The 25,983-nt window shown below is 60.0% G+C and carries 29 protein-coding genes, 1 tRNA gene and 2 pseudogenes; 16 read left to right on the top strand and 16 right to left on the bottom strand.

The genetic code is table 11. From position 1 onward, the window contains the following. The first annotated feature begins 116 nt into the window (after positions 1 to 116). On the top strand, positions 117 to 992 hold the full coding sequence (locus M5B97_RS03055) for a helix-turn-helix domain-containing protein (RefSeq protein WP_248730712.1): 876 nt from the start codon (positions 117 to 119) through the stop codon (positions 990 to 992). Here the strand turns inward: M5B97_RS03055 and M5B97_RS03050 are convergent. Both M5B97_RS03050 and M5B97_RS03045 read right to left on the bottom strand, forming a co-directional pair. After that, on the bottom strand, positions 985 to 1,164 hold the full coding sequence (locus tag M5B97_RS03050) for a hypothetical protein (RefSeq protein ID WP_123715057.1): 180 nt from the start codon (positions 1,162 to 1,164) through the stop codon (positions 985 to 987). The genes M5B97_RS03055 and M5B97_RS03050 overlap by 8 nt on opposite strands. Before the next feature lie 100 nt (positions 1,165 to 1,264). Next, entirely contained in the window at positions 1,265 to 2,170 is a 906-nt protein-coding gene (locus M5B97_RS03045; protein WP_248730711.1) for a LysR family transcriptional regulator, read from the bottom strand. A 105-nt stretch (positions 2,171 to 2,275) separates the two neighbouring features. Between M5B97_RS03045 and M5B97_RS03040 the strand changes: the two genes are divergently transcribed. Both M5B97_RS03040 and M5B97_RS03035 read left to right on the top strand, forming a co-directional pair. After that, positions 2,276 to 3,142, top strand: a complete 867-nt coding sequence (locus tag M5B97_RS03040) for an MBL fold metallo-hydrolase (protein WP_248730710.1) — start codon at positions 2,276 to 2,278, stop codon at positions 3,140 to 3,142. Between the two features lie 35 nt (positions 3,143 to 3,177). Next, entirely contained in the window at positions 3,178 to 3,792 is a 615-nt protein-coding gene (locus tag M5B97_RS03035) for an NAD(P)-dependent oxidoreductase (RefSeq protein WP_134657937.1), read from the top strand. Positions 3,793 to 3,853: 61 nt separating this feature from the next. Here M5B97_RS03035 and M5B97_RS03030 read toward each other — a convergent pair whose 3' ends face one another. Continuing rightward, complete coding sequence (locus M5B97_RS03030) at positions 3,854 to 4,735, bottom strand: LysR substrate-binding domain-containing protein (RefSeq protein WP_248730709.1); 882 nt, start codon at positions 4,733 to 4,735, stop codon at positions 3,854 to 3,856. A 111-nt stretch (positions 4,736 to 4,846) separates the two neighbouring features. Here M5B97_RS03030 and M5B97_RS03025 point away from each other — a divergent pair, with 111 nt between their 5' ends. Then, on the top strand, positions 4,847 to 6,472 hold the full coding sequence (locus M5B97_RS03025) for a 5-guanidino-2-oxopentanoate decarboxylase (RefSeq protein WP_248730708.1): 1,626 nt from the start codon (positions 4,847 to 4,849) through the stop codon (positions 6,470 to 6,472). A gap of 206 nt (positions 6,473 to 6,678) precedes the next feature. Next, positions 6,679 to 6,978: pseudogene (locus M5B97_RS03020) on the top strand (LysR family transcriptional regulator); the annotation flags it as partial. 89 nt (positions 6,979 to 7,067) lie between these two features. Here M5B97_RS03020 and M5B97_RS03015 read toward each other — a convergent pair. The 3 genes from M5B97_RS03015 to M5B97_RS03005 form a co-directional block, all read right to left on the bottom strand. Then, positions 7,068 to 7,430: a 5-carboxymethyl-2-hydroxymuconate Delta-isomerase gene (locus tag M5B97_RS03015; RefSeq protein WP_248730707.1), complete on the bottom strand. Its 363-nt coding sequence runs from the start codon at positions 7,428 to 7,430 to the stop codon at positions 7,068 to 7,070. A 70-nt stretch (positions 7,431 to 7,500) separates the two neighbouring features. After that, a complete protein-coding gene (locus M5B97_RS03010; protein WP_248730706.1) occupies positions 7,501 to 8,688 on the bottom strand; it encodes a low temperature requirement protein A in 1,188 nt (395 codons plus the stop codon). Positions 8,689 to 8,713: 25 nt separating this feature from the next. Continuing rightward, a complete protein-coding gene (locus M5B97_RS03005; RefSeq protein WP_134657941.1) occupies positions 8,714 to 9,649 on the bottom strand; it encodes a LysR substrate-binding domain-containing protein in 936 nt (311 codons plus the stop codon). 129 nt (positions 9,650 to 9,778) lie between these two features. Between M5B97_RS03005 and M5B97_RS03000 the strand changes: the two genes are divergently transcribed. Both M5B97_RS03000 and M5B97_RS02995 read left to right on the top strand, forming a co-directional pair. Next, positions 9,779 to 9,955 carry a hypothetical protein gene (locus tag M5B97_RS03000; RefSeq protein ID WP_248730705.1) on the top strand — a complete coding sequence of 59 codons (177 nt, stop codon included), beginning with the start codon at positions 9,779 to 9,781 and terminating at the stop codon, positions 9,953 to 9,955. 43 nt (positions 9,956 to 9,998) lie between these two features. Further along, positions 9,999 to 10,388: a VOC family protein gene (locus M5B97_RS02995; protein ID WP_248730704.1), complete on the top strand. Its 390-nt coding sequence runs from the start codon at positions 9,999 to 10,001 to the stop codon at positions 10,386 to 10,388. A gap of 14 nt (positions 10,389 to 10,402) precedes the next feature. Here the strand turns inward: M5B97_RS02995 and M5B97_RS02990 are convergent, their stop codons facing one another. Further along, on the bottom strand, positions 10,403 to 10,636 hold the full coding sequence (locus M5B97_RS02990; RefSeq protein ID WP_123715047.1) for a hypothetical protein: 234 nt from the start codon (positions 10,634 to 10,636) through the stop codon (positions 10,403 to 10,405). A 108-nt stretch (positions 10,637 to 10,744) separates the two neighbouring features. Here M5B97_RS02990 and M5B97_RS02985 point away from each other — a divergent pair, with 108 nt between their 5' ends. Together M5B97_RS02985 and M5B97_RS02980 are read left to right on the top strand one after the other, a co-directional pair. After that, positions 10,745 to 12,049 carry an MFS transporter gene (locus M5B97_RS02985; RefSeq protein WP_123715046.1) on the top strand — a complete coding sequence of 435 codons (1,305 nt, stop codon included), beginning with the start codon at positions 10,745 to 10,747 and terminating at the stop codon, positions 12,047 to 12,049. Next, entirely contained in the window at positions 12,049 to 12,807 is a 759-nt protein-coding gene (locus M5B97_RS02980) for a substrate-binding domain-containing protein (RefSeq protein WP_123715045.1), read from the top strand. The genes M5B97_RS02985 and M5B97_RS02980 overlap by 1 nt, the downstream gene beginning before the upstream one ends. Here the strand turns inward: M5B97_RS02980 and M5B97_RS02975 are convergent. Then, positions 12,799 to 13,701 (bottom strand): LysR family transcriptional regulator, encoded by a 903-nt coding sequence (locus M5B97_RS02975; RefSeq protein ID WP_134657943.1) that lies wholly within the window; start codon positions 13,699 to 13,701, stop codon positions 12,799 to 12,801. The two genes, M5B97_RS02980 and M5B97_RS02975, sit on opposite strands and share 9 nt — an antisense overlap. A gap of 193 nt (positions 13,702 to 13,894) precedes the next feature. On the opposite strand from M5B97_RS02975, the gene M5B97_RS02970 reads away from it, so the two are divergent. The 3 genes from M5B97_RS02970 (at position 13,895) to M5B97_RS02960 (ending at position 16,064) form a co-directional block, all read left to right on the top strand. Beyond that, positions 13,895 to 14,773 carry a hypothetical protein gene (locus tag M5B97_RS02970; protein WP_248730703.1) on the top strand — a complete coding sequence of 293 codons (879 nt, stop codon included), beginning with the start codon at positions 13,895 to 13,897 and terminating at the stop codon, positions 14,771 to 14,773. Positions 14,774 to 15,386: 613 nt separating this feature from the next. After that, positions 15,387 to 15,689: a type II toxin-antitoxin system HigB family toxin gene (locus M5B97_RS02965; protein ID WP_123715043.1), complete on the top strand. Its 303-nt coding sequence runs from the start codon at positions 15,387 to 15,389 to the stop codon at positions 15,687 to 15,689. 3 nt (positions 15,690 to 15,692) lie between these two features. Continuing rightward, positions 15,693 to 16,064: a transcriptional regulator gene (locus M5B97_RS02960; RefSeq protein WP_123715042.1), complete on the top strand. Its 372-nt coding sequence runs from the start codon at positions 15,693 to 15,695 to the stop codon at positions 16,062 to 16,064. Between the two features lie 70 nt (positions 16,065 to 16,134). On the opposite strand, the pseudogene M5B97_RS02955 reads toward M5B97_RS02960, so the two are convergent. After that, a pseudogene (locus M5B97_RS02955) lies at positions 16,135 to 16,317 on the bottom strand (hypothetical protein); the annotation flags it as partial. Between the two features lie 390 nt (positions 16,318 to 16,707). Between M5B97_RS02955 and M5B97_RS02950 the strand changes: the two are divergent. Further along, positions 16,708 to 17,934 carry an MFS transporter gene (locus M5B97_RS02950; protein ID WP_248730702.1) on the top strand — a complete coding sequence of 409 codons (1,227 nt, stop codon included), beginning with the start codon at positions 16,708 to 16,710 and terminating at the stop codon, positions 17,932 to 17,934. A 69-nt stretch (positions 17,935 to 18,003) separates the two neighbouring features. Here M5B97_RS02950 and M5B97_RS02945 read toward each other — a convergent pair. The 5 genes from M5B97_RS02945 to dapA all read right to left on the bottom strand — a co-directional run bounded on the left by M5B97_RS02945 (position 18,004) and on the right by dapA (position 21,692). Next, positions 18,004 to 18,093 (bottom strand) — tRNA-Ser (locus tag M5B97_RS02945). Between the two features lie 83 nt (positions 18,094 to 18,176). After that, on the bottom strand, positions 18,177 to 18,890 hold the full coding sequence (gene purC, locus M5B97_RS02940; protein WP_010212191.1) for a phosphoribosylaminoimidazolesuccinocarboxamide synthase: 714 nt from the start codon (positions 18,888 to 18,890) through the stop codon (positions 18,177 to 18,179). Between the two features lie 27 nt (positions 18,891 to 18,917). Next, positions 18,918 to 19,676 carry an MBL fold metallo-hydrolase gene (locus M5B97_RS02935; protein ID WP_123715039.1) on the bottom strand — a complete coding sequence of 253 codons (759 nt, stop codon included), beginning with the start codon at positions 19,674 to 19,676 and terminating at the stop codon, positions 18,918 to 18,920. A gap of 4 nt (positions 19,677 to 19,680) precedes the next feature. Further along, positions 19,681 to 20,796, bottom strand: coding sequence for an outer membrane protein assembly factor BamC (gene bamC, locus M5B97_RS02930; RefSeq protein ID WP_248730701.1), 1,116 nt, complete (start codon positions 20,794 to 20,796; stop codon positions 19,681 to 19,683). A 17-nt stretch (positions 20,797 to 20,813) separates the two neighbouring features. After that, positions 20,814 to 21,692, bottom strand: a complete 879-nt coding sequence (gene dapA, locus M5B97_RS02925; protein WP_123715037.1) for a 4-hydroxy-tetrahydrodipicolinate synthase — start codon at positions 21,690 to 21,692, stop codon at positions 20,814 to 20,816. 272 nt (positions 21,693 to 21,964) lie between these two features. Here dapA and M5B97_RS02920 point away from each other — a divergent pair, with 272 nt between their 5' ends. Both M5B97_RS02920 and M5B97_RS02915 read left to right on the top strand, forming a co-directional pair. Further along, the gene (locus tag M5B97_RS02920) at positions 21,965 to 22,525 is read left to right on the top strand and encodes a glycine cleavage system protein R (RefSeq protein ID WP_003189463.1); all 561 of its coding nucleotides are present in this window, start codon (positions 21,965 to 21,967) and stop codon (positions 22,523 to 22,525) included. A 10-nt stretch (positions 22,526 to 22,535) separates the two neighbouring features. Beyond that, positions 22,536 to 23,009: a peroxiredoxin gene (locus M5B97_RS02915; RefSeq protein WP_123715036.1), complete on the top strand. Its 474-nt coding sequence runs from the start codon at positions 22,536 to 22,538 to the stop codon at positions 23,007 to 23,009. A gap of 49 nt (positions 23,010 to 23,058) precedes the next feature. On the opposite strand, the gene M5B97_RS02910 is transcribed toward M5B97_RS02915, so the two are convergent. Together M5B97_RS02910 and M5B97_RS02905 are read right to left on the bottom strand one after the other, a co-directional pair. Next, a complete protein-coding gene (locus M5B97_RS02910; protein WP_123715035.1) occupies positions 23,059 to 24,129 on the bottom strand; it encodes an AI-2E family transporter in 1,071 nt (356 codons plus the stop codon). A gap of 31 nt (positions 24,130 to 24,160) precedes the next feature. Further along, positions 24,161 to 24,400, bottom strand: coding sequence for a sulfurtransferase TusA family protein (locus M5B97_RS02905; RefSeq protein ID WP_123715034.1), 240 nt, complete (start codon positions 24,398 to 24,400; stop codon positions 24,161 to 24,163). A gap of 95 nt (positions 24,401 to 24,495) precedes the next feature. On the opposite strand from M5B97_RS02905, the gene M5B97_RS02900 reads away from it, so the two are divergent. Continuing rightward, a complete protein-coding gene (locus tag M5B97_RS02900; RefSeq protein ID WP_248730700.1) occupies positions 24,496 to 25,929 on the top strand; it encodes a M48 family metalloprotease in 1,434 nt (477 codons plus the stop codon). Positions 25,930 to 25,983 lie beyond the last annotated feature (54 nt).

Genomic DNA, 25,983 nt, shown 5'->3' with positions numbered 1-25,983 from the left:
GCTGACATTTTTCACTTGAGCGGGCAGCATAAGAAGGTGAGAACTGCCATAAAGCCTGCGCTTTTTGCCAATTTGGGCGATTACCGCACTACTGTCCTGAGTATCGGATTGAAACCATGACCAATACCGCGATTCCGGTCTTCAAGCTTTACGGGGAAAGCCAGCAATGGCCAACCCCCGATTTGTTGCACTGCGAAACCATTTCCCGAAGGAGTCGGGAATACCAGTGGGAAATCCAACCCCACCGGCACGCGGATCTGTGCCAGTTACTGTACGTCCACAAAGGCCAGGCGCACCTGGAAATCGAAGGCCAACGCACCACGCTCAACGAGGCCACCCTGCAAGTCCTGCCGCCCATGTGTGTGCACGGGTTCAGGTTTGCCGAAGAGGTGGAAGGCTACGTGGTGACACTGTCGGCGCCACTGGTGAGCCACCTGCAGGCGCAGTTGGGCGCCACGGCCGGAGGCCTGCAGACGCTGGGAAATTATCCGGCAGGTAAAGACGCCGATTACCTCAACGCACAGTTCGCCCGCCTGCAGGACGAATACGCCGACGAACAACCGGCGCGCGAAATGATGATGCATGCTCTGGTCAGCGTGCTGCTGGTATGGATCAGCCGCCAGGCGATCCAGCGCCGCCATCCGCGCGCGCCCAGGGGCCGCGAGTATTTTCGCCGGTTCACCCAGTTGGTCGAACAGCATTACCGCGAACACCCCAAGATTGAAGACCTGGCTCACAGGCTGGGCATCTCGGTCTCACACCTGAACGGGACGTGTCGGGAATTGGGCGGCCAACCGGCGTTGCAGATCATGCACGACCGCCAGTTGCTGGAAGCCAAGCGCTTGCTGACCTACACCAGCATGACCATCAATGAAATGTCGGAGGTATTGGGGTTTTCCGACCCAACCAATTTCTCCCGGCTGTTTCGTCGACGGGTCGGGTTCTCACCCAAGGCGTTTCGCGAGCAATTAAAGGCCGATCAGCCTACCTGAGCGCGCTGAAACTGCCGGTGCGGGGCACGCATTGGTCCTGATGACAACTGATCGCGAAAGCCGCCGGTTGCATGCGCGTTTGCTCAACGCGGTAGGCGGCAGTCCCGTACAGCGCGGTGGCGAATGCGCTGAGGGTGAAAATCATCAGGTACTTTCTGGTTTTGATGCTCATGGCACAGACCTCTGAACGGATCTAGACAGTGCTGTTTAAAGCATAGGTCAGTCAGGGCGAGTTGCCATTATCGGGCGTCATTCAATAGATTGATGTCGGTTTACAGGCCGGCATCCCACGCAGGCTCTTCGGGAAAGCGCAGCACCAGAAAATCCAGCAGGCTGCGCAGGGCCGAGGGCATGTGCTTGCGTGAAGCGTACACCGCGTAAATGCTCAAATGCCGAGGTTCTGCCTGGGGTAGCAAACGCACCAACTCGCCACGGCGCACGTAGTCACCGGCCTGGTAGCTGGGCAGTTGCGACACGCCCGCCCCGGCCAGGGTCGCACGCAACAGGGTGCTGGATTCGTTGGCAGTAATGTTGCCCTGCACCGGTACCGAGACATGCTCGCCTCCCTCTTCGAAATGCCACAGGCTTTTGCCGAAATAAGAGTGGGTCAAGCAGTTGTGGCGGGCCAGGTCCTCGACCTTCTGCGGGGCCGGATGCTCCAGCAAGTACGCCGGTGAAGCACACACCACGGAGCGACAGACGGTCAGGCGCCGGGCAATCAGGTTCGGGTCCAGGTCATTACTGATGCGGATGGCGACATCGATGCGTTCGTCCACCAGATTCACGGTACGGTCGAGCATTTGCATATCCACCGTCACCAAGGGGTAGCGCTTGACGTACTCGGCGATGGCATCCGCCAATTGCGCCTGGCCGAACGAGGTGCTGACACTCAAACGCAACAGGCCACGGGGTGCCTCATCGGGCTCGCTGACGGCGGCTTGCATGTCGCAGCACAGCTCCAGCAATTGCCGGCAACGCGGCAACGTTTCACTGCCGGCGGCGGTCAGGCTCAGCTTGCGCGTGGTGCGGTGCAGCAGGCGCGCGCCGACCCAGTCTTCCAGTTCGGCCAAATAGCGCGACACCACCGGGCGCGACAGGTCCAGATGGTCGGCGGCGGCGGATTGGCTGCCCAAGTCCACCACCGTCACAAACACGCGCATTGCTTGAAGACGATCCATGATTTGCCCGATTTTAGAAACAAACTATGTCCAAGCATCGCATTTTTTGTTGCGTTTGGTGCAACTAAGCTCTGTACATCCCTTACCGATGGCAGGAGCTGCCCGATGTTCTCAACCTTCAAACGCTTGACCCTGGCCACCGCCGCCCTGGCCTTTGCAGCCCACGCGGCAGCGGCAGACCTGAAACTCGACGTGTACAACCCAGGCGAAGCGGCGATCTTCCCGGTCAGTTCGGTGCTGGTCAGCGGAGCCAAAGACGCGATCCTGGTGGATGCGCAATTCGGCAAAGGCCAGGCTGAGCAACTGGTGCAGAAAATTCGCGCCAGCGGCAAACACCTGACCACCATCTACATCAGCCACGGCGACCCGGACTACTACTTCGGCCTCGATACCCTGACCGCGGCCTTCCCCGACGCCAAGGTGCTGGCGCCGCAACCGGTGGTCGACCACATCAAGGCCACCGTGGCCGGCAAACTGGCATTCTGGGGTCCGAAAATGGGCGCCGACAAACCGGCCAAAACCCTCGTGCCGCAAGTGCTTGAAGGCCACAGCCTGACGCTTGAAGGTGAGCAACTGGAAGTCATCGGCCTGGACGGCCCGCAGCCGGATCGCAGCTTCGTGTGGATCCCGTCGATCAAGGCCGTCGTGGGTGGCGTGGTCGTGGCAGGAAACATCCACCTGTGGATGGCCGACACCCAGACCGCCCAGTCCCACAAAGATTGGGTGGCAACCTTGCAACGCATCGAACAACTGAAACCGCACACGGTGATTCCGGGTCACTACCTGGGCAGCCCGTCGCTCGAATCCGTGGCGTTTACCGCTGACTACATCAAAGCCTTCGATATCGAGACGGCCAAGGCCAAGGACTCCGCCGCCCTGATCGCAGCCATGAAGAAGCGTTACCCGACCCTCGCCGACGAAAGTTCGCTGGAACTGAGCGCCAAAGTCGCCAAGGGCGAAATGAAGTGGTGATTGGTTTTTAAACCCTGATCGTACTGGAGAATGTCATGAGCAAGATTGCAATCATTGGTGCCACCGGCCGTGCCGGTAGCCAACTGCTGGAAGAAGCGCTGCGCCGTGGACATACCGTCACCGCCATCGCTCGTAATACCGACAAACTGACGGCGCGCCCGGGCGTGACCGTCAAGCAAGTCGACGCCCTGGATGCCAACGCCCTGCAACAGGCGGTGAGCGGCAATGACGTGGTGATCAGTGCCGCGCACTTCTCCACCCTGCCCGCCAGTGCCGTGATCGGCCCGGTGAAAAAGGCCGGCGTGAAACGCCTGCTGGTGGTAGGTGGTGCTGGTTCGTTGCTGCTGCCGGGTGGCGGGCGCGTGATCGACAGCCCGGGCTTCCCTGCCGAATACAAAGCCGAAGCCAGCGCGGGCGCGGAGTTTCTCGACGCACTGCGCCAGGAGAAAGAATTGGACTGGACGTTCCTGTCGCCATCGGCGGAGTTCGTGGAAACCGAGCGCACCGGGAAATTCCGCTTGGGCCAGGATGATTTGCTGGTGAGCAGCGAAGGCCGCAGTTGGATCAGCTTCGCTGACTTCGCTATCGCCTTGATCGACGAAGTTGAATCACCGAAGCACTCCCGCCAGCGCTTCACCGTCGGCTACTGATCCGCAGGAGGGGCAAGCTTTACACCTGTAGGCGCGAGCTTGCTCGCGCCTACAAAAAGCCTTAACCCCCCCTCCCACATTGCGCCTGGCTCACCAGCCAACTCATCAATGCTTCCAGCCCTGGCGAGGGCTCGGCTCCCGCTGGATATACCAGGTAATACGCCATCCCCGTCGGTACCTTCAATTCAAACGGCGTCGCCAAGCGCCCCGCTTTCAGATCTTCGCCAATCAGCGCGCTGTCGCCGATCGCCACGCCTGACCCTTGTGACGCCACCGTCATGGCCAAATCCAGCGTCTCGAAATGATGCCCCTGGGCCAGATTGCTCAACCGCGTATTCGCCGCGTTCAACCACAACGCCCAATCCCGCCCGTCCCGCGTGGGGTGCAGCAGCACCTGGTGCTGCAAGTCCGCCGGTGTCTGCAAACCAGCGAGCAAGGCAGGTGCGCAGACCGGCGTGAGCTGCTCATCAAACAAGTGCCGCGCCTCGGCGGCTTGCTCGGCAATGGGCGCATAGACCACCGCGGCGTCGAATGACTCGCGACGAAAGTCCACGGTGTAGGCCACGGTGGTGGTGAGTTCCACCGGCACATCCGGACGTTCACGCTGCCATTGCATCAGGCGCGGCAGCAGCCACCGCATGACACAGGTGGACGCCTTGAGTTGCAGGGTTTCGCGACGATCGCCGATCTGCTCCAGCGCATCCGAGATCAAGCCAAAGACCTGCTGCACACGCAGCGACCATTCCCGGCCCTCTTCGGTCAGGCTCAAGCCCCGCGCCTGGCGCCGGAACAAGGCGTAGCCCAAATGGCTTTCCAGCCCGGCAATCTGCCGGCTCACCGCGCCTTGGGTGATATGCAATTGCTCGGCGGCGCGGGTGAAGTTGCAACACTGGGCGGTGACCCAAAACGTGTGCAAGGCGGGCAGCGGAGGAAGGCGTTTCATTGCAAGTGAGCCATGACGTGAGGACATGGCCAGTATGACTTTTTATCGATTGTTGCCGCTACCGCCGAGCCGCTCCAATACCGCCTCGAATCCCTGACAAGAGCGACATGTATGGCGACCTGCGGCGAAGTATTGGTCAACCTCCTGGAACGCTACGGTGTGGACCAGGTGTTCGGTATTCCCGGCGTGCACACCGTGGAGCTGTACCGTGGCCTGGCGCGTTCCGGCATCCGTCACGTCACCCCGCGCCATGAACAGGGTGCCGGGTTTATGGCGGATGGTTATGCGCGTACCCGCGGCAAGCCCGGCGTGTGCTTCATCATCACCGGCCCCGGCATGACCAATATCACCACCGCCATGGGCCAAGGCTATGCGGACTCGATCCCGATGCTGGTGATTTCCAGCGTGCAATCGCGCAGTCAATTGGGCGGCGGGCGCGGCAAGTTGCATGAGTTACCGAACCAGAGCGCAATGATCGCGGGCGTGGCGGCGTTCTCCCATACCTTGATGTCGGCCGCAGAATTGCCGGGCGTACTGGCGCGGGCCTTTGCAGTGTTCCAGGCCGGTCGACCGCGCCCCGTACACATCGAAATCCCGCTGGATGTGCTGGTGGAAAACGCCGATGCGTTGCTGGGCTGTGAGCCCATCAGCGTGGCCCGGGCCGGCGCGGCGCCGTCGTCGGTCAAGCAAATGGGCCAATTGCTTGCCGCAGCGAAACGCCCTTTGATCCTGGCGGGTGGCGGCGCCATTGGGGGCGCGCCTGAGTTGACGCGCCTGGCCGAAACCCTCGGTGCACCGGTAGCACTGACCATCAATGCCAAGGGCATGCTGCCCTCCTCTCATCCACTGCTGATCGGCTCGACCCAGACCCTGGCCGCCACACGCGCGCTGGTGGCCGAAGCCGACGTGGTGCTGGCCATCGGCACCGAACTGGCGGAAACCGACTACGACGTGACCTTTGCCGGCGGCTTCGAGATCCCGGGCGCGCTGCTGCGTATCGATATCGACGCCGACCAGACCGTGCGCAACTACCCGCCACGGGTGGCACTGGTGGCCGACGCGCAAATGGCCGCCGCCGCGTTGCTGGACGACTTGCACAGCCAGCCATTGCCGGCTCGCGATTCGACCTGGGGCAGGCAACGAGTCGCCCGTCTGTGGGCCGAACTGACGCCGGCGTGGGATGCCGCCACTCGCGCACAGACTCTGTTCCTCAACACGATTCTGGATGAACTGCCTGGCGCCGTGCTGGTGGGCGACTCCACCCAACCGGTGTACAGCGGCAACCTGACCCTGAACCTCGACCATCCACGTCGCTGGTTCAATTCTTCCACCGGCTACGGCACCCTGGGCTATGCCTTGCCGGCCGCTATCGGCGCCTGGCTGGGACGTGGCGACGGGCAGCCGGTGGTGTGCCTGATCGGCGATGGCGGCCTCCAGTTCAGCCTGCCGGAACTGGCCAGTGCAGTGGAAGCCCGTACGCCGATCATTGTGCTGCTGTGGAATAACCAGGGTTACGAAGAGATCAAGAAATACATGGTCAACCGCGCCATAGAACCGGTGGGCGTAGACATCTATACGCCGGACTTTATCGGTGTGGCCAAAGCCTTGGGCTGTGCTGCCGAAAGCGTCCACGGCATTGCGCCGTTGCGGGCGGCATTGCGCGCCGCCATGGACCGCCAGGGCCCGACGCTGATTGAAGTCGACCAGGCCCTGTGGACGCAGGGGGTGGCGGAATAAGTGGGGACTGCACGGTGTCTGCATTGAGACTACGTGACGCACCGGCGATAGCGCACAGGCGGAGACTGACGTCGTGTTAGCAACATTATTTGTCCCACACCAAACATAGAAACGGCCTACAGAGCTTTCTATTGGCACGCTCGTTCCGTTAAGCTTTTGTGCAGTCTTGTACTGAGTTCGGTACAACGGGTTTACGGACGAAACCGATGCTAAACAGTAACTTGCTCAGAAAGCTCGATATGCAGGACTTGATGGTATTTATCGCCGTCTATGACCAGAGCAGCGTTACCGAGGTATCCGAAACGCTGTTCGTCAGTCAGTCCACCGTGAGCTACAGCCTGAAGAAGCTGCGCACCAGCTTTGAAGACGAGCTGTTTATCAACACGCGGGCCGGCATGCGCCCGACCTACAAGGCCACCACCATGTATGGTCATGTGCGCAAGATCCTGGAAAGCATCAACCTGTGCCACGCCGGTGGCCAGGCCTTCGACCCGAAGCAAAAGGCCGCTTCGACCTGGTGATGGCGTCGGCCCACACGTGCACCGTGCCCATGACGAACCGGTGGGTATGTGCCGACCTGGCGTTTCTATAAGCCTTAGCCGATCGCGACTTTGCTGTAGGACTCGCGATCCATGTCGACCAATTGCACACTGAACTGGACCTGCAGGTCCGCCGGCCATTCGCTCAGGTCCTGCAATGCCGCCAACAGGCTTTGCGACAACTGCTGCTTGATCTGCGGCGACCGCCCGCTGAGCAATGACAGCTTCACCGCGATAAAACCGCGGGGGCTGAGGGAAGTGCCGACCTGGAAATGTTCCACCTTCACTGCGCGGCTCTTGATATCGAACTCGGACGCGAACTGCCCGGACGCCATCAGCACGTTGTTGAGCCGCAACAGGGTTTTCTCGACAGGCAGCTCTGTGAGGTTGGCGGTGTATTCCAGATGCAGGTGCGGCATTAAAAGCTCCCAATGGTTGTAGGAAAAGAGTCATAGATATAGCACGCAGCCGGGCTGATTCAGAGCGCTTTCAGTGTGAAACTTCTGCCACGCTGCGCAGCGAACGATTCTCCCAAAACGCCACGATCACCAGGATCGCCGTGGTCAGCGCCCCCAGCACCAGCGCCGAAAACACCTGTTGCCAGCCCAGCGGTAACAACACCAGCAACATCAACACGCCGCCCAGGTGCGAGAGCGGTGGCAACGGCCGGCTGGTCATCACCCATTTGAACAACGCACTGCCCAACAGAAACACCCCCGGGCCCGCGATGATCGCCAGCACGCCCGCCTGGCTGGCATGCCCCGGGTGCACCAGCACCAGCTCGTCGGCCACCGCGCTGACAATGATCCCCGCCACGATCAACACGTGCAGGTAGGTGTAGGCAATCCGTGCCTGTCGGCCTGGGTCGGCGGAACTGGCAATTCGGTGATGAGCGCGTTCGGCACCGCTGTCAAAATAGATCCACCACAGGGCGATATTGCCCACCACGGCCACCAGGAAAGCGCCGAAACCTTCGACACTCCAAGGCAACTCGGCGAAGGTGGCGCCGGTCACCAGCAGTGATTCCCCGAGGGCAATGATCACAAACAGGCCGCAGCGTTCGGCCATGTGACTGCCTTCCACATTCCAGTCCGCCAGCGTTGAACGCCCAAGCCCCGGCACCCAGAAATACACCGACGGAGATATCAGCTCGATCAATAGCGCCAGCGCCCAGCAGGCCAGGCGCTGCTCGCCCTCCAGCAACGCTCCGGTCAGCCAGAACACACCGGAGCAGAGCATCCACACCAGAATCCGCTGGAAATTGCGGATCATGTTCAGTGACTCGCCACGCACGGCCCACAAGGCAAACAGCGTACGGCCCACTTGCATGCAGACGTAGGCGCCGGCGAATAACAGCCCTCGGTCCGTAAAGGCCTTGGGGATTGATGACGACAGCAACAGACCGGCCACCATCAAGCCGAACAGGCCGAGGCGCACAGGGATTTTTTCCGGGTCGAGCCAGTTTGTGACCCACGAAGTGAAGATCCACACCCACCACACCGCGACCATCATCAGCGCCACCTGCACCGCGCCAACCAAGGTCAGGTGGGCCAGCAGCGAATGGGACAGTTGGGTCACGGCAAACACAAACACCAGGTCGAAGAACAACTCGACCATGCCGACCTTGCCACTGTCCTGACTGCCGCGCCCACGTAGTAATGAACGGGGTAAGGTCATCGGTGCTTCTCCCTGAAGGGTTGACTCAAGATTTTGGCGGCGGCTCCGCCAGCAAACCGCGCTCACTCATGAAAGCTTCCAGGCGCGAGCGCATCCAGCGTTCCGCCGGGTCGGTATCGACATGGCTGAGCCAGACCATGGACAGGTCCAGGGTCGGGGTTTCAAACGGAAACGGCTCGCAGAACAGATGCCCGCCGGCGGCCATGGCCTGGGCGGTGTAGTCCGGGAGGCTGGCGATCATGTCGGTGCCGGCGAGCAATGCCGGCAGCGCGCTGTATTGCGGCACCGACAGCACCACCTGGCGCTTGCGGCCAATCTCCGCCAGCCATTCATCGGCAAACCCGGACACGTTGGCGGTATGGGACACCAGCACATGGGGCCGTGCGCAATATTCGTCGAGGGTCAGCGGTGTGTCCGAAGCATCGGCGCGCAACAGGCACGGGCGGATATGCCGCAACAGTTTACGTTTGGCGTTGGCCGGCAGGCCGCGGGTCTGGGTGATGCCGACCGTGATATCGCCGGAAGCCAGCAAGTCCGGGATACGCCAGTAATCCACATGCTGCACCACAAACACCACCGATGGCGCCTCCTGGCGCAACGCCCGCAGCAACGGCGGCAGCAGGCCGAACTCGACGTCGTCGGACAGGCCGATGCGAAAGGTCATGGTGCTCAGGGAGGGGTCGAAATCGTGGGTCAGGCTCAAGGCCGACGACAGCGAATCCAGGGCCGGCGACAGGTGCTGGATGATCTCCTCGGCCCGCGCCGTCGGTTCCATGCGGTGACCGACGCGTATGAACAGCGGGTCATTGAACAAGGTACGTAAACGGTTGAGGGCCGAACTGATGGTCGGCTGGCCGAGAAACAGCTTCTCCGCCACCCGTGTCACGTTGCGCTCGAGCATCAGTGCTTCGAAGACCACCATCAGGTTGATGTCGGCCTTGCGTAGTTCATTACGATTCATCGGCGCCTGCCCCTTTCCCCAAGACATCGCGCAGTTTAGAAAGCCCATGGGCCTGCGTCTATGTGAACACTGTTCATCGAACGGCTTTGGGACTATAAATCAGCTCTTGAAGGTCACAGGAACACCATCGTGCTGGTCATTATCGCCTTGGCCATTATCGTGGCCGGGTTCTGTCTCTGGGTTGTCCGCCTCATCGCCAACCCCACCGTGAGGACACTGCTGCGCGTATTTATCGGCTTGTGCCTGGCGACGGTGATCGCCTATATGGTACTGGCGGCGGGGTTTCCGACGTCGCTGCTGGTTTAATCTCAAATGGCCTCAACCTGGTTGAGAGCAAGGACTGCCAAGCATGAAATTCGCCTACACCATTATCTATGTGCCGGACGTTGCCGCCTCCCTGGCATTCTTTGAAATAGCCTTCGGCTTCAGTCGCCGTTTCCTGCACGAGTCAGGCACCTATGGCGAGCTGGAGACAGGCGACACCACCCTCTCGTTTGCCGCGCATGAATTGGCGGACATGAACTTCGACGGCGGCCATGTGCAGGCCCATGCCTCACGCAAACCGTTGGGGATGGAAGTGGGTTTCATCACCGAAGACGTGTTTGTCGCCCACGCCAGAGCCCTAGCACAAGGCGCGACGGAGCTGTCGCCACCGAGCACGAAGCCCTGGGGGCAAGTGGTGTCTTATGTGCGTTGCCCGGATGGAACGCTGGTGGAGTTGTGCACCCCGATCCATTGATCGGGTGCACCTGTTCAGGGTTTGAGCGGACGCTCCTGATCAAGCTCGGACAGTTCCGTACCGTCATCAGGATGCTTCCAGGTCTGGGGTTTTTCCTCACGCGGCTGCCGGGGTTGTTCATGCTCCGGCTCGTCGCGCTTCTTCTGCTCATGATCCATAGCCACCTCCCGTCCGTAAGAATGGGTCACCTGTGCAGCATAGAACAAGGTGAGCACTTTGGTCGCCCGCTCCCCTTTGATAACTTTCATGCATCAATTCATCCAAATAACTCACTTATCATTTCTTAATGTGTCAGCCACTATCCCGGGTCCTAAGCGAAACAAGCTCTTAAAAAAAACGCTGGAGACACAAAAACCATGACTAGCCCTTCCCGGCCCGACGCTGCCCCTTCGAAAGTAGGTGCGGTATTACGCGTTACCTCGGGCAACTTCCTCGAACAGTTCGACTTCTTTCTGTTTGGCTTCTACGCCACCTATATCGCTGCCGCGTTCTTCCCCGCCGCCAATGAATTTGCGTCATTAATGATGACCTTCGCCGTATTCGGCGCAGGTTTCCTGATGCGTCCCCTGGGCGCGATCATCCTGGGTGCCTATATCGATGACGTCGGTCGCCGCAAAGGGCTGATCCTGACCTTGTCGATCATGGCCAGCGGCACGCTGCTGATCGTGCTGGTACCGGGTTATCAAACCATTGGTCTGTGGGCGCCGTTGCTGGTGCTGCTGGGTCGTCTGCTGCAAGGTTTTTCGGCGGGTGCGGAACTGGGCGGTGTGTCGGTGTACCTGTCTGAAATGGCCACCCCAGGCCGCAAAGGCTTCTACACCAGCTGGCAGTCCGGCAGCCAACAGATCTCCATCGTGGTCGCGGCCGCCCTGGGTTATGGCCTGAACCAGTGGATGGAACCGGCCACAGTGGCCGACTGGGGCTGGCGCATCCCGTTCGCCATCGGTTGCGTGATCATCCCGTTCATCTTCGTGCTGCGGCGCAACCTGCAGGAAACCGAAGAGTTCGCCAACCGCAAACACCGCCCGAGCATGCGCGAAGTACTGGCGACCCTGGCGAAGAACTGGACCATGGTGATCGGCGGCATGCTGATGGTCGCCATGACCACCACGGCTTTCTACCTGATCACGGTGTACGCGCCGACCTTCGGCAAGACCGTGCTGCAACTGAGCACATCCGATGCCTTGCTGGTGACGTTGCTGGTGGCCGTGTCGAATTTTGTCTGGCTGCCGATCGGCGGCACGTTGAGCGACCGCTTCGGGCGCAAGCCGGTGCTGGTGGCGATGACCGCCCTCACCGTGCTCACCGCTTACCCTGCGCTGTCGTTTGTGGTGAATGCGCCAAGCTTTGCACACATGCTGGAAACCCTGCTGTGGTTCTCCTTCCTCTACGGCATGTACAACGGCGCAATGATCCCGGCCCTGACCGAAATCATGCCGGTGGAAGTACGTGTGGCCGGTTTCTCCCTGGCCTATAGCCTGGCGACTGCCATTTTCGGTGGCTTCACCCCGGCGATCTCCACTTGGTTTATCCATGTCACCGAAGACAAGGCTTCGCCGGCCTATTGGATGATGTTTGCCGCGCTGTGCGCCCTGTGCTCGACCTTGGCCCTGTACCGTCGCGCCAATGCCCGCGGGCAGGTAATGCGGGAGGCCGTATGATGCGGTCGCTGCTCAATAGCCTCACGGCCCTGGCCTTCGGCACCCTGGCGCTGACGGCGCAGGCCGAAGAGCTCAAGGTGATGACCTCCGGTGGTTTTACCGCTGCCTATAAACTGCTCGGCCCGCAATATGCCCGGCAAAGCGGCGACACCCTGGATACCATCCTGGGCCCGTCCATGGGCAAGGCACCGGAAGCGATTCCCAACCGCCTGGCCCGTGGCGAACACGCCGATGTCGTGATCATGGTCGGCTATGCGTTGGATGACTTGATCAAGCAAGGCAAGGTCGACCCTGCGTCCCGCGTGGAACTGGCGGATTCGCGCATCGGCCTGGTGGTGAAAGCAGGTGCTGCCAAACCTGCGATCAGCACCGATGCCGAGTTGAAGGCTGTGCTGACCCAGGCCAAGTCCGTGGCGTATTCGGACAGCGCCAGCGGAGTGTATGTCGAGAAAGAGCTGTTCAAGAAGCTCGGCATGCCCGCCAAGGGCACCATGATCGAGCGCCTCCCGGTGGCCGAACAGGTCGCCAAGGGTGACTACGAGGTGGGCTTGCAGCAGGTGGCTGAACTGTTGCCGGTACCGGGGGTGACCTACGTCGGCAAGATCCCGGAAGACGTACAGTCCGTAACGCGCTTTGCCGCGGGGATTCCGGTCAATGCCGAACATCCGGCTCAGGCGCGGGCACTGCTGAAGTTCCTGGCCTCACCCGAGGCGCAACCGGTGGTGCAATCCACCGGCCTGGACTCGGTGTCACGCTGACCGAAACGGCATCTCACGCACCAACCGCTCCAACTCCAGCGCCGCCGGCGGCAACGTCCGCCCGCGGCGCTTGATCAAGCCCACATTGCGCATCACCTGCGGTTCCACCAGCGGCACACTCACCAGGATCGGGTGCGTGCCGGGCGGCATTGCAATCGATGGCACCATCGCCACGCCCAATCCTGCCTCCACCAGCCCGATCATGGTGGTCACGTGATGGGTCTCGCAGACACTCGGTTTCTTTACCCGCACGCCGCGCAGGGCCTGGTCCAGCAGAAAGCGGTTGCCCGAGGATTTGTCCACGGTGATGTAGTCGTGTTCATAAGCTTCAGCCCAGCTCACACTCTGGCGCCCGCCCAATGGATGGTCATGGCGGCAGGCCAGGACGTAACGCTCCTGCAGTAGCAGTTCGAACTCCACCTCATCGGCCAGACTGCCGCTGAAACTCACACCGAAATCCGCCTCTCCGCTCTCCACGGCATTGCAGACCTCACCGGCGCTGGCATCCAGCACCCGCAGGCGAATCTTCGGGTAGAGCTTGTGAAACTCGGAGATCACATGGGGCATGAAGTAATAGGCAGTAGACGGCACGCAGGCAATGGTTACGTTGCCCATCCGCGTGGACGCCACATCGCTGATGCCCATCAAGGCAATGTCGAGGTCATCGAGAATACGCTCCACCTGGGGTAGAAACGCGCGGCCCACCATGGTCAGGTTGACGCGCCGGGTGGTGCGCTCGAATAGCTTCACGGCGAGCGCGGACTCGAGTTTTTCGATACGTCGACTGAGGGCCGGTTGCGAGATTCTGATGGCCTCGGCGGCAGCGCGAAAACTGCCTTTGTCTACCACGGCGCGGAAGGCTTGGAGATCGTTGAGGTCGAAGTTGATGTTCACGAAGGTCGCCAGTGGCTGTCAGGGTGGGGGCATTATCGTATGGGAGTTGCCGGGACGTCATGTACCTGGACCTGGAACGGCGTAGACGCATGGTTTTCGGGGACAGGCGATTATCCCGGGGTGAAGTTCAATGGCAGCCTTGGTAGGGTGTCCGACTCGATTATTTTCTCCCTACCTTCACCGGCGCACACCCATGACCCCAATAATAAAAAACCATCGCGCGCTCCGTTTCGGCGCGTGGACCCTCGGCCTGCTATGCCTCGCCACCCTGGGCTTTTTTGCCTGGCAGAGTTTCTACCCGGTGCGGGCCGGCGATGGCTGGAGCTATGCGGTGATTCATCGAGACGTGGCCAAGGCGGCGTCGCTGATGCCCCTGCATGATGGCTCGCTGATGGTCACCCAGGAGCTCAAGGACGGGCTGGGCAGCATCGTGCGTATCCACGCGGATGGGAAGCGCGAAGTGGTCGTGGCCAACTTGTCCAAACCCGACGGCATGGTCGCCACCCGTGGCGGCTGGGTGTTCAGCCAGGAATCAAGCGATGCGCCCGTCAGCTATCTCAAGGACGGCGTCGTCACGGAGTTGTTCCGCGGTGAAAACGTGCAGGGCCTGTGGATCGAGGGCGACGACCTGTACGCCATTGAAGACCGCAAGCCCACCGGTCGCCTGATGCGTTACCGCTGGAGTGACCGGTCCCTGAGCGTGCTGCGCGATCAGGTCGAGGAAGGCGAAGCCATCGTGCGTTGCACGGATGGGCGCATGCTTTATACGGAAAAGAAAAAGGGCGTGGTACGTGAACTGACCGACGACGGCAACGACCCGGTGGTGCTGACGGGCCTGAACCAGCCGACGTTCCTGATGTGTGACGAGCGTGGGTTGTGGGTCAACGAGGACTCGACGCACCGGGCGCGCTTGCTGCTGATTGACCCCTTCGGAAAACAGCACACCATTCTGTCGTTTTTGAAAGCGCCGCAATCGATTGTTCCGACAGGGCGTGGGACTTACCTGTTGGCAGAGGGTGGCAGAAACCGGGTGCTGGAACTGGTGCCAGAAGGCCGCAAGGTTTCACCCTGAGCGGGAATGAAGCGGATCAGCAATACTGAAAATTGCTGACCTGCTCTTTCCAATAAATATAAAGACATAAATATCAATAAGTTAATTCTTATTAAATCATGCATAACGCCGGCGGACGTCGATACTGAGAGCTTGGATGTACCACCCTCTCAGTAGGTCTTACATGGAAAAAACCGTCATTGCCGCAATGCTGAGTTCTTGTCTATCGGGCTGTATCGGCGTGCAGTTTTCACTGCCCGACAAGCACTCCAATTCCACCGTTGGTCCTCAGCAATCCGCAGAAAACGATACAGCGCGAGCGTGGTGCGGAATGACGCTATGGGCCGGCTTGCCTCTGCCGTTGAAGCTCCCAGTGTGCAAAATTCCTCCCTCACCCTCGCCTTTGTACGCCTGCGGCCCCTTCATGTTTCTGGGCCCGCTTATGCATGGCTATGAGGGGAATTTCTTATGTGGGAAAACTCCCAGGTAGAAGCATGACAAACGGCATAGAACTCAGTTTTTGATCATTCCCCAGCCCGCGTGTCCATGCTCAGCCATGTCGGCCGCGCCTGAAAAGCTGGAATCAAAAAAACACCCACTTGCATAGGTCCCGCCATGGGACTAGGATCTTCGCATGAGAATTATCGCGATCAGTCAACTCAAGAGTTTCTGGCAAAAGTACCCTGATTCAGAGCAACCCTTACTTGCCTGGCTGGATGAGGCAAAAAATGCAAGCTGGGTAACACCGGCACTTATCAAACAACAGTTTCGCAATGCCAGCATTCTCAAAGGCCGAAGGGTCGTATTCAACATCAAAGGTAATGACTACCGGCTCGTAGTCTCCGTGGCGTACCGCTACGGAGCTCTCTATATAAAGTTCGTCGGTACGCATGAACAATACGACGCAATTGATGCCGATACGGTTGAAACGGAGTAACCCATGAAAATCCGACCTATCCATACCGAACAAGACTACAGAAACGCACTCAAGTCGGTCTCCCCATTGTTCGATCACGAACCGGAGCCCGGGACACCGGAAGGTGATTATTTTGACGTAATGATCACTCTTATCGAGGCCTACGAGGCGAAACACTTCCCGATTGACCTACCTAACCCAATCGACGCGATCCGATTCCGAATGGAACAATCCGGTCTGTCAGTTGCAGACCTGGTGCCCGCCATCGGTCGCCAGAACCGCGTTTACGAAGTGCTGAATGGAAAACGTGCCCTCACGTTACCGATGATCTGGAAACTACATGAGATGTTTGGAATTCCAGCACAAAGCCTGATAAAGCCGATAAAAGCCTGCTGAGTATTAAACCCAGGGAGGCTTTGCGCTTAAGTCTCCCAGCTGTAGCGTCACCTTAGGGGTTGCGCACGGGTCAGCTACAACGATCATCCTGTTCTCGTTGACTGACTGCATTTGCCGAGCAATCGTCCCAACCTCGCGCGCTTACGACAAACGACTGCGCGTTACTGTCCAGCGTCTCCAGGTGATACCCGCCGTCCTGCACGATCGCGCACGGCATTCCCAGCCCACGTATGCGATCGCCTGACCGTAATCGGCACGGTCGGCGTCGGAGATGGCCTTTGGGCCAGTTCGGCTTGGGCGGCACCGGTTCGTCACCGGATGCGAGAACCTGTACTGCAAATAAAGCTGCGGCCATGAAAAGTGCGGTGCAGTAACCAAGGCCTGTTCACGGCAAGTCTTCACGATTGTCATGCGCCGTCACGATGAAGAAGAACAGCAGCAAGAGAGACAAGCCACCATGGGCCATTTTGCCAGCAGGTAAAGCGTGGTCCGGCTGCCGGCCTGAAGCACGTCGAATCGATTGCACTGATGATTATTATCGAAACGAGCGCCTGGGTGCCTGGCAAAACCGGTTCATATAATCGCCTCCACTTTCCCCTCCCCGCGCCTGGCTTCAGGCGTCATTCCCCTTGGAACCCATATCATGCCAAGTGCCAGCCAAGCCCCTAGTGGCCCCCCAGAACATAATCAACAGAGTGTCAAACAGCAGTGGCTGGCGATTCTCTCGGTTGCCGTGGGTGCGTTCGCCCTGGTGACCAGTGAATTCCTGCCGGTGGGCGTACTCAACGACGTCGCCAGCGACCTTGGCATCAGTGCCGGCCATGCCGGCCTGATGGTGACGCTGCCCGGCATCATGGCCGCCCTCGCCGCCCCGTTGCTGTCAGTGATTATTGGCGCCATGGACCGCCGCTATTTGTTGATCGGCCTGACGTTGATCATGATCATCGCCAACACTGTCGTGGCGTTCGCCAGTGACTTCAGCCTGCTGCTGTTCGGTCGCGTCCTGCTGGGCATCAGCATCGGCGGGTTTTGGGCCACAGCCATCGCCCTCAGCGGTCGCCTGGCCCCCAAAGGTGTGGGCGTCGCAAAGGCCACCTCGATCATCATGATGGGCGTGACCCTGGCCACCGTGCTGGGCGTGCCTGTCGGCACCTGGCTCAGTGGCCTGATGGGCTGGCGCATGACCTTCCTGGTCACCGCGCTGCTGGGCGTACCGGTGCTGCTGGCGCAGGTCTTCCTGCTACCTCGGCTCAATCCGGAAAAGGCCATTCTGATCAGTGACCTGCCGGCCTTGTTTATCAACCCACGCGCTCGGGTCGGGTTGATCGCAGTATTGCTGATTGGTCTGGCGCACTTTGCGGCGTACACCTACGTCGCGCCCTTCTTCAAAAACAGCTCCGGCTTCGACGGCCAGACCATTGGCTCACTGCTGCTGATGTTCGGCGTAGCAGGCGTCGCGGGTAACATTTTTGCCGGCTTCGCCGCCAACCGCAGCGTGCGCTACACCCTGCTGCTGGTCGCACTGATGATCGGCACCAGCACCGCCTTGTTCCCCTACTTCGCCACCGGCCTGACCGGCGCAACGATGCTGATCGCACTCTGGGGCTTCGCCTTTGGTGCCTTCCCGGCGTGCGCCAGTATCTGGATGTTTGTCGTGGCGCCCAAGGATGTTGAACGCGGTATGCCGCTGTTTGTGGCCTTGTTCCAGGTGATCATTGCCTTGGGCTCGTTCTTCGGCGGGCGAATCGTTGATCAGATGGGTAGCTCGGTACTGCTGAGCCTGGCTACGGCGTTGGTCGGCGTTGGTTTTGTCACGGTGCTGGTGCTGGGGCGCAATGTGAGTAATAGCTCGGTGACGCAACCTGCCTGAGCAGAAAGCAGACAGCAGAAAACGAAAAAGCCCCGTAGCTCATTCAGCTACGGGGCTTTTTCTATGTAATGGCGGAGAGATAGGGATTCGAACCCTAGGTACCGGTGAAGGTACAACGGATTTCGAATCCGTCCCATTCGGCCACTCTGGCATCTCTCCAACGGCGCGCATCATAACAGTGTGTTTCGCGGAAGCAAACCCCAAAGAAGATTTTTTTCCGTGCTATCAGATGCTTGCGTCGATTAAAGCGGTACGCCCAGACGATTGGCGACTTCTTCGTAGGCTTCGATCACGTCACCGAGGCCCTGGCGGAAGCGGTCTTTGTCCATCTTCTTCTTGGTGTCCTTGTCCCACAGGCGGCAGCCGTCCGGGCTGAATTCGTCGCCCAGGACGATGGAGCCGTCGTGGAACACACCAAACTCCAGCTTGAAGTCCACCAGCAGCAGGCCGGCGTCGTCGAACAGTTTGCTCAGCACGTCGTTGACCTTGAGGGACAACTCTTTCATGCGCGCCAGTTGCTCAGCGGTGCCCCAGCCGAACGCCACAACATGGGATTCGTTGATGAACGGGTCGCCCTTGGCGTCGTCCTTCAGGAACAGCTCGAAGGTGTAAGGGTTGAGCTTGAGGCCCTCTTCCACGCCCAGGCGCTTGACCAGGCTGCCGGCGGCGTAGTTACGCACGACGCATTCGACCGGGATCATGTCCAGCTTCTTCACCAGGCACTCGTTGTCGCCCAGCAGTTTGTCGAATTGGGTCGGAATGCCGGCCGCTTCGAGTTTCTGCATGATGAAGGCGTTGAACTTGTTGTTCACCATGCCTTTGCGATCAAGCTGTTCGATGCGCTTGCCGTCGAATGCCGAAGTGTCGTTGCGAAACAGCAGGATCAGGCGGTTGGCGTCGTCGGTCTTGTAAACCGACTTGGCTTTGCCGCGGTAGAGTTCTTCACGTTTTTCCATGATGGGCTCCGCTTTGAGTGAGGTGGGCTAGGCGATATGTCGCCAGTCGAGCCCTGAATCTTGATCGGCCAGTTGCAGCCAGTCCGGGTCGCACCCAAGGGTGTCGACAAAACATTGCCGGGCAAGCGTCGGCAGGTTGTTCTTGCTGCTCAGATGGGCCAAGACCAGATGCTGCAGGTCTTGCCAGCCCAACTCATACACCAGGTACGCCGCCTGATGGTTGTTCAAATGCCCCAGTTCGCCGCCCACCCGCTGCTTGAGAAAGTACGGGTAATGACCACGAGCCAGCAGGTCTCGACAGTGGTTGGACTCGATCATCAAGGCATCGAGGTCGCGGTAACCGTCCAGCACCTTCGCACAGTAGGAACCCAGGTCGGTGAGCACGCCGAAACGCCGCTCACCGCCACTGAACACGTATTGCGTCGGCTCCTGGGCGTCGTGTGCCACGGCAACCACATTGATGCTCAACGCGCCGATTTGCAGTTGCTCGCCACCGGCCAGGAAACCAGCAGGGTCAATGGGTTTGCGCATCCCGCGCAAGGTGCCGCGACTCAGGTATACCGGTAGATTGTAGCGCCGAGACAGCAAACCCACGCCATGCACATGGTCGGCATGTTCGTGGGTCACCAGAATCGCACTGAGTTGCGCGGGGTGAACCCCCAGGCGCAGCAGGCGCCGCTCGGTTTCTCTTAACGAGAAACCACAATCCACCAGCACGTACGTGTCGTCATGAGCGACCAGCGTGCCGTTCCCTTGGCTACCGCTGCCGAGAACGGCAAAACGCATCGGATCAGCCCAGGTTGTCCTGAATCACGCCCAACACTTTGCGCGCTGTTTCAGCCGGCGCGACGGTGTTGATGTTCTTCTCGACGGTGACCTGGACACTTTCGCCAACCTTGCTCAAACGAACCTGATAACGCTCGGCACGGGTTTCGATCTCTTCCTTGGTCGGCTTGCTGCCGAACAACTTGCCGAAGAAGCCTGGCTCGTCGTCTTTCTTCTCGGCCTTTTCAGCCACGTTGATGTAGTACAGGCCCAGGCTGCGGTTGATGTCCTCAACACGCCAAGGGCCTTTCTCCAACGCGCGACCTACACTGGCCCAGGCACGATCCAGGTCTTCACCCAGGTTCAGCACCACGTTGCCGCTGCCGTCTTCGGTGAGGCTGACGCGGTTAGGCGTATCGTAGTCGCGCGCGGCAAGCAGTGATACCGAACCGCCCTTCTCGGAGATACGGCTCATGCTGGCCAGCATCTCGTCGACCAGAGCGGCATCAACGCCGGTGTTGACCGAGCGGTTGGTGAAATCGACATTGGCCGTGCTGCCGGCAGGACGCTCGGCGCTGACCACATACACTTCACTGGTATTGCGCTGCACGCCAGGCTCGATGCGCACGCGCACACGGGCTTCGCTGTCGGCCGCTACACCACCGGCCTGCAGGCGCTGGGCCATGTTGGCGGACAGTTCACTGCCGTGCTGCCAGGCAGTGGTGAACTCACCGGTCTGCGGGCGTTGCTGGTCAAGACGGAAACCATTGTCCTGGAAGAACTGCACCGCCACCGGCCAGACTTCGGCAGGTGGGCGCTGAGCCACGATCCAGCGGTTGTCGCCGCTCTTCTGCAGGCTGTAATCGCTGGCTTCCGCCACGGCGGTGATCGGCTGTGGGCGCGGCACGACGAACTCACCTTGGACGGTGTCATCGGCAACGTTGCGTGGAATCGGCAGCAGTGGGTCAAGGCGCTTGGCGACATTGACATCAGGCGGCAACTGCATCGGCTTGGTCGCTTGCGCGTCCAGGTAATCGCTGCCGCGGTCGCGGAAGTAGCCTTCCGGGCCCCAAATCCAACCGCAGCCACTGGTGCTGGAGATAATCAAGGCAAGTGCGGAAAGTCCGGCCAATCGCTTCATGCGTAGTGCTTCCTCAATTAAACCAGGACGCCGGACTGGCGCAGGGCCTGTCGCAGCGGTTCGTGACAGGCTTCGCTGAGACGGGTGAGCGGCAGACGGATACCGTCCGGCATCATGCCCATTTCAGTCAGCGCCCATTTCACGGGAATAGGGTTGGATTCAATAAACAGTGTCTTGTTGAGCGGCATCAGCTTCTCGTGGATCGCACGGGCGGTCGCGGCATCACCGGCGATGGCAGCGGCGCACATTTCGCTCATGGCACGTGGGGCCACGTTGGCGGTCACGGAGATGTTGCCCTTGCCGCCCAGCAGGATCAGCTCGACAGCCGTGGCGTCGTCACCGGAATACACCAGGAAGTCGCTGCTCACGCCGGCCAGGATGTCCTTGGCGCGCTGCAAGTCGCCGGTGGCTTCCTTGATGCCGATGATATTCGGCACGGTGGACAGGCGGATCACGGTCTCAGCCTTCATGTCGCAGGCGGTACGGCCCGGAACGTTGTAGAGGATCTGCGGGATCTCGACAGCTTCGGCGATGGCGCGAAAGTGCTGGTACAGGCCTTCCTGGGTTGGCTTGTTGTAGTACGGGGTCACCAGCAGGCAAGCGTCGGCGCCGGCCTTCTTGGCGTTTTTGGTCAGCTCGATCGCTTCGCGCGTCGAGTTGGCGCCCGTACCGGCGATTACGGCGATGCGGCCCGCGACACGCTTGACCACGAACTCGATCACCTGGATGTGTTCTTCCACATCGAGGGTCGCCGATTCACCTGTGGTGCCGACCGCAACAATGGCATTGGTGCCTTCTTGCAGGTGGAAGTCCACCAGTTTGCCAAGGCTGTCCCAGTCGAGATGACCTTGTGCATCCATGGGTGTGACCAGTGCCACCATACTGCCCGCAATCATGCAACCGCTCCTGCCGGAAAAAGAGAGCCGTAATGGTACTGGCGCCAAGATGCTTGCACAAGCGAAGTACCGTCTGAGGATGCGTTCTGGACCAACTAAACGACGGGCAATGCCATCATTGGCCCAAAGCATGGCCTGAAGCACGATGAAACCCGACCGGTCACGCAATGAAAACGCCGCCTCCTAGCCCTTGGCGACGCTTTTCGCTACCCTTCATCCTTTGATCGATACAGCCACACAGTATCGACCGCTCATCGCTTTAGGAAGGCTGCATGTCCACCCCCACAGTTCGCGAACAATTCCTTGTAATCAGTGCCCTCGGCGCCAACCCCATGGAGCTGACCAACGTCCTGTGCCGCGCCAGCCATGAGAACCGCTGCGCCGTCGTGACCTCCCGCCTGACCCGCCACGGCGAATGCAGTGCACTGGTGCTGCAGATTTCCGGCAGCTGGGATGCCCTGGCGCGCCTGGAGACCGGCTTGCCGGGCCTGGCCAAGAAGCACGACTTCACCGTCAACGTAGTACGCAGTGCCGCATTGGAGAATCGCCCTCAGGCGCTGCCCTATGTCGCTTATGTCAGCTCGGCGTATCGCTCGGACATCGTCAATGAGCTGTGCCAGTTCTTCATCGACCATAACGTCGAACTGGAGAACCTGACGTGCGACACGTACCAGGCGCCCCAAACCGGCGGCACCATGCTCAACGCCACGTTCACCGTCACCCTGCCGGCGGGCGTGCAGATCAGTTGGCTGCGCGACCAGTTCCTGGATTTCGCCGACGCCCTGAACCTTGACGCCCTGATCGAGCCATGGCGCCCACAGAACCCAATGTAAGGAAGTACTCATGCCGGTAGCCATCGATACCCCCGTGACCGATTTCGAAGCCCAGGCCACCAGCGGCCAGACCTTCAGCCTCGCGGCCCTCAAGGGCAAGCAAGTGGTGATCTATTTCTATCCGAAGGACAGCACCCCTGGCTGTACCACCGAAGGCCAGGGTTTTCGTGACCAGTACGCAGCGTTCAAGGCCGCCAACACTGAAGTATTCGGCGTGTCGCGCGACAGCGTGAAGTCCCATGAGAACTTCAAGGGCAAGCAGGAATTCCCGTTCGAGCTGATCAGCGACAAGGACGAAGCAGTTTGTCAGCTGTTTGATGTGATCAAGCTGAAGAAGCTGTACGGCAAGGAATACCTGGGTGTCGATCGCAGCACCTTTTTGATCGACAAGAATGGCGTGCTGCGTCAGGAATGGCGTGGTGTGAAAGTGCCAGGCCATGTGGATGCGGTGCTGGCGGCGGCTCAGGCGCTGGACAAGGCATAAGAGCAGACTGGGTGTGGCGAGCGCTTGCTCGCCACACACGGCCCCACCGTTACAACAACGGCGCCACCACCGGCTCCTTTCGCGGCCACGCGTCCAGCACCGCCTTGAACAGCGTCGCCAGGGGAATCGCAAAGAACACGCCCCAGAATCCCCACAGCCCACCGAATAACAGCACTGCGCATATGATCGCCACCGGGTGCAGGTTGACGGCCTCCGAGAACAGCAGCGGCACCAGCACATTGCCATCCAGGGTCTGGATAATGCCGTACACCGCCATCAGGTAGATGAACTGGTCGCTCCACCCCCACTGGAACAAAGCGATCAACATCACGGGCACCGTCACCACCACTGCGCCGACATAGGGCACCACCACAGACACGCCCACCAGCAGCGCCAGTAACGCCGCGTAGTTCAGCCCGAGGGCAACAAAGGCGATGTAGGTAACGCCCCCGCAGATGACGATCTCAATCACCTTGCCGCGAATGTAGTTGGCAATCTGGCGGTTCATCTCCTCGGCCACCCGGGTAATCAGTGCCCGTTCACGCGGCAGGTACCCGCGCACCCAGCGGCCGATCATCTCGCGGTCCTTGAGGAAGAAAAACACCAGGATCGGCACCAGCACCAGGTAGATCATGATGTTGACCAACAAAGGCAGGCTGGACAGAGAAAACGTCAGCGCCCACTGCCCGAATTTTCCGATCTCGCCACGCGCCACTTCAATAGCCTGCAACACCTGCTCATCCGACACCAAATGCGGATAGCGCTCAGGCAACAACAGCAACAACGATTGCCACTTGGCCAGCATCCCCGGCAACTCGTTGAACAGGGTGATCATCTGATGCCACAGCAGCGGCAGCACTACCACGATGAACACCACCAGCAAGCCCATAAACAAGGCAAACACCAACCCGACTGCCACACCACCTGGTAAGCGCAAACGTTCCAGGGTGGTAACCAGCCCCTGCATCAGGTACGCCAGCACCATCCCTGCCAGTACGGGCGCCAGCATGCCGCCCAAGGTGAGCACGGCCGTAAAAGCCAGGAACAGCAGGACGGCCAGCACCACGGCTTCTTCATCAGAGAAGTAGCGCTGAATCCAGTCTCGTAACACTTTGAACATCAATCAACCTCGGGTGGTATGAACGAACGGTTCAAGCTTTGCGCAACCAGTAACGGTACACACCGTCAAGGTCTTCTTCGTGCAGCAAGGTGTGGCCGGCCAGTTTGGCAAATGTCCGGAAATCTCGTTGGGAACCGGCGTCCGTGGCAGTCACCTTGAGAACCGCGCCGCTGGCCAACTGGTTGAGTTCCAACTTGGCCTTGAGCAGGGGCAGCGGGCAATTGAGGCCACTGGCGTCAAGTTCCGCATCAAAGGCTACAGCGTCGGTCATGGTTTTACTCCGAACAAGCGTTGGGGCCGCTTAGAATATCTGGTCCGAAGCTCAGTGTCCGGATACAGTAAGCTCTTTGTCGAAAGGCTCTGTGCATGACTTTTTTGCGCCCTACCCTGCTGACGCTGGCTTGCTTGCTGGCCTCTCCGGGCTTCGCTGACGACCTGCCGTCACTTGGCGACGCCAGTTCTGCCATTGTCTCGCCACAACAGGAATTCCAATTGGGTCGCGCCTGGCTTGCTTACCTGCGCGGTCAGGTCTCGCAGCTCAACGACCCACAGCTCAAGGACTATGTCGAAACCAGCGTGTACAAACTGGTGGAGACCAGCCAGGTCAATGATCGGCGCCTGGAGTTCATCCTGATCAATAGCCCCCAACTCAACGCCTTTGCCGCGCCTGGTGGGATTGTCGGGGTCAACGGCGGACTGTTCCTAAATGCCCAGACCGAAGGTGAGTATGCATCGGTATTGGCCCACGAATTGGCTCACTTGTCCCAGCGTCACTTTGCACGGGGCGTAGAAGCGCAGTCGCGTATGCAGATCCCGATGATGGCCGCCCTGCTCGGCGGTATCATCGCTGCGGCAGCAGGCGCAGGTGACGCCGGTATTGCCGCCATTGCCGGCAGCCAGGCGGCGGCCATCCAGGAGCAGCGCCGGTTCTCGCGCCAGAACGAACAGGAGGCCGACCGTATCGGCATCCTCAATCTGGAAAAAGCCGGTTATGACCCGCGTTCGATGCCCACCATGTTCGAACGGCTGATGCGCCAATACCGTTTTGACGCCAAGCCGCCGGAGTTCCTGTTGACTCACCCGGTTACCGAGTCGCGGATTGCCGACACCCGCAACCGCGCCGAGCAAGCCAAGCCCGGCGGCACGGAAGACAGCTTGCGCTATCAATTAATCCGCGCGCGCGTACAGCTGCAATACGAAGATACCCCGGGCCTCGCCGCCAAGCGCTTTCAGGCACAACTGGACGAGAATCCAAAAAACGACGTGGCGCGCTATGGCCTGGCTATTGCCCAGATCAAGGGTACCAAGCTCAAGGAGGCCCGAGAAAACCTGGCCCCCCTACTGGCCAAGTCGCCCAACGACATCACCTACAACCTGGCGCAGATCGAGTTGGATATCACCAACAATCGCCTGCCGGACGCCCAGCAACGCACGGACCGGATGCTCATCCAATACCCTGGCAACTATCCGCTGAATCAGGTGCGCGTGGACTTGCTGCTCAAGCAGAACCGTACCGCGGACGCGGAAAAAGCCTTGGATGGCCTGCTCAAATCCCGTCCCGATGACCCCGATGTGTGGTACCAGGTTGCCGAGACACGCGGTTTATCCGGCAATATCATCGGTTTGCATCAGGCCCGCGCCGAGTACTTTGCCTTGGTCGGTGACTTCACGCAGGCCATTCAGCAGTTGGACTTTGCCAAGCGCCGGGCCGGCAGCAACTTCCCGTTGTCCTCGCGTATCGATGCACGCCAACGTGAATTGATTGAACAGGAACGTTTGGTAAAAGGGATGATGGGGTAAACCCATCGCCCACAAAAAAGCCCCGCCTCCGTTAAACGAAAGCGGGGCTTTTTA

The organism is Pseudomonas sp. MWU13-2517 (genome assembly GCF_023242545.1).
Taxonomy (GTDB): domain Bacteria; phylum Pseudomonadota; class Gammaproteobacteria; order Pseudomonadales; family Pseudomonadaceae; genus Aquipseudomonas.
Note: the sequence above shows the minus strand (reverse complement) of the source record. Positions and strands in the feature narration are given on the sequence as shown.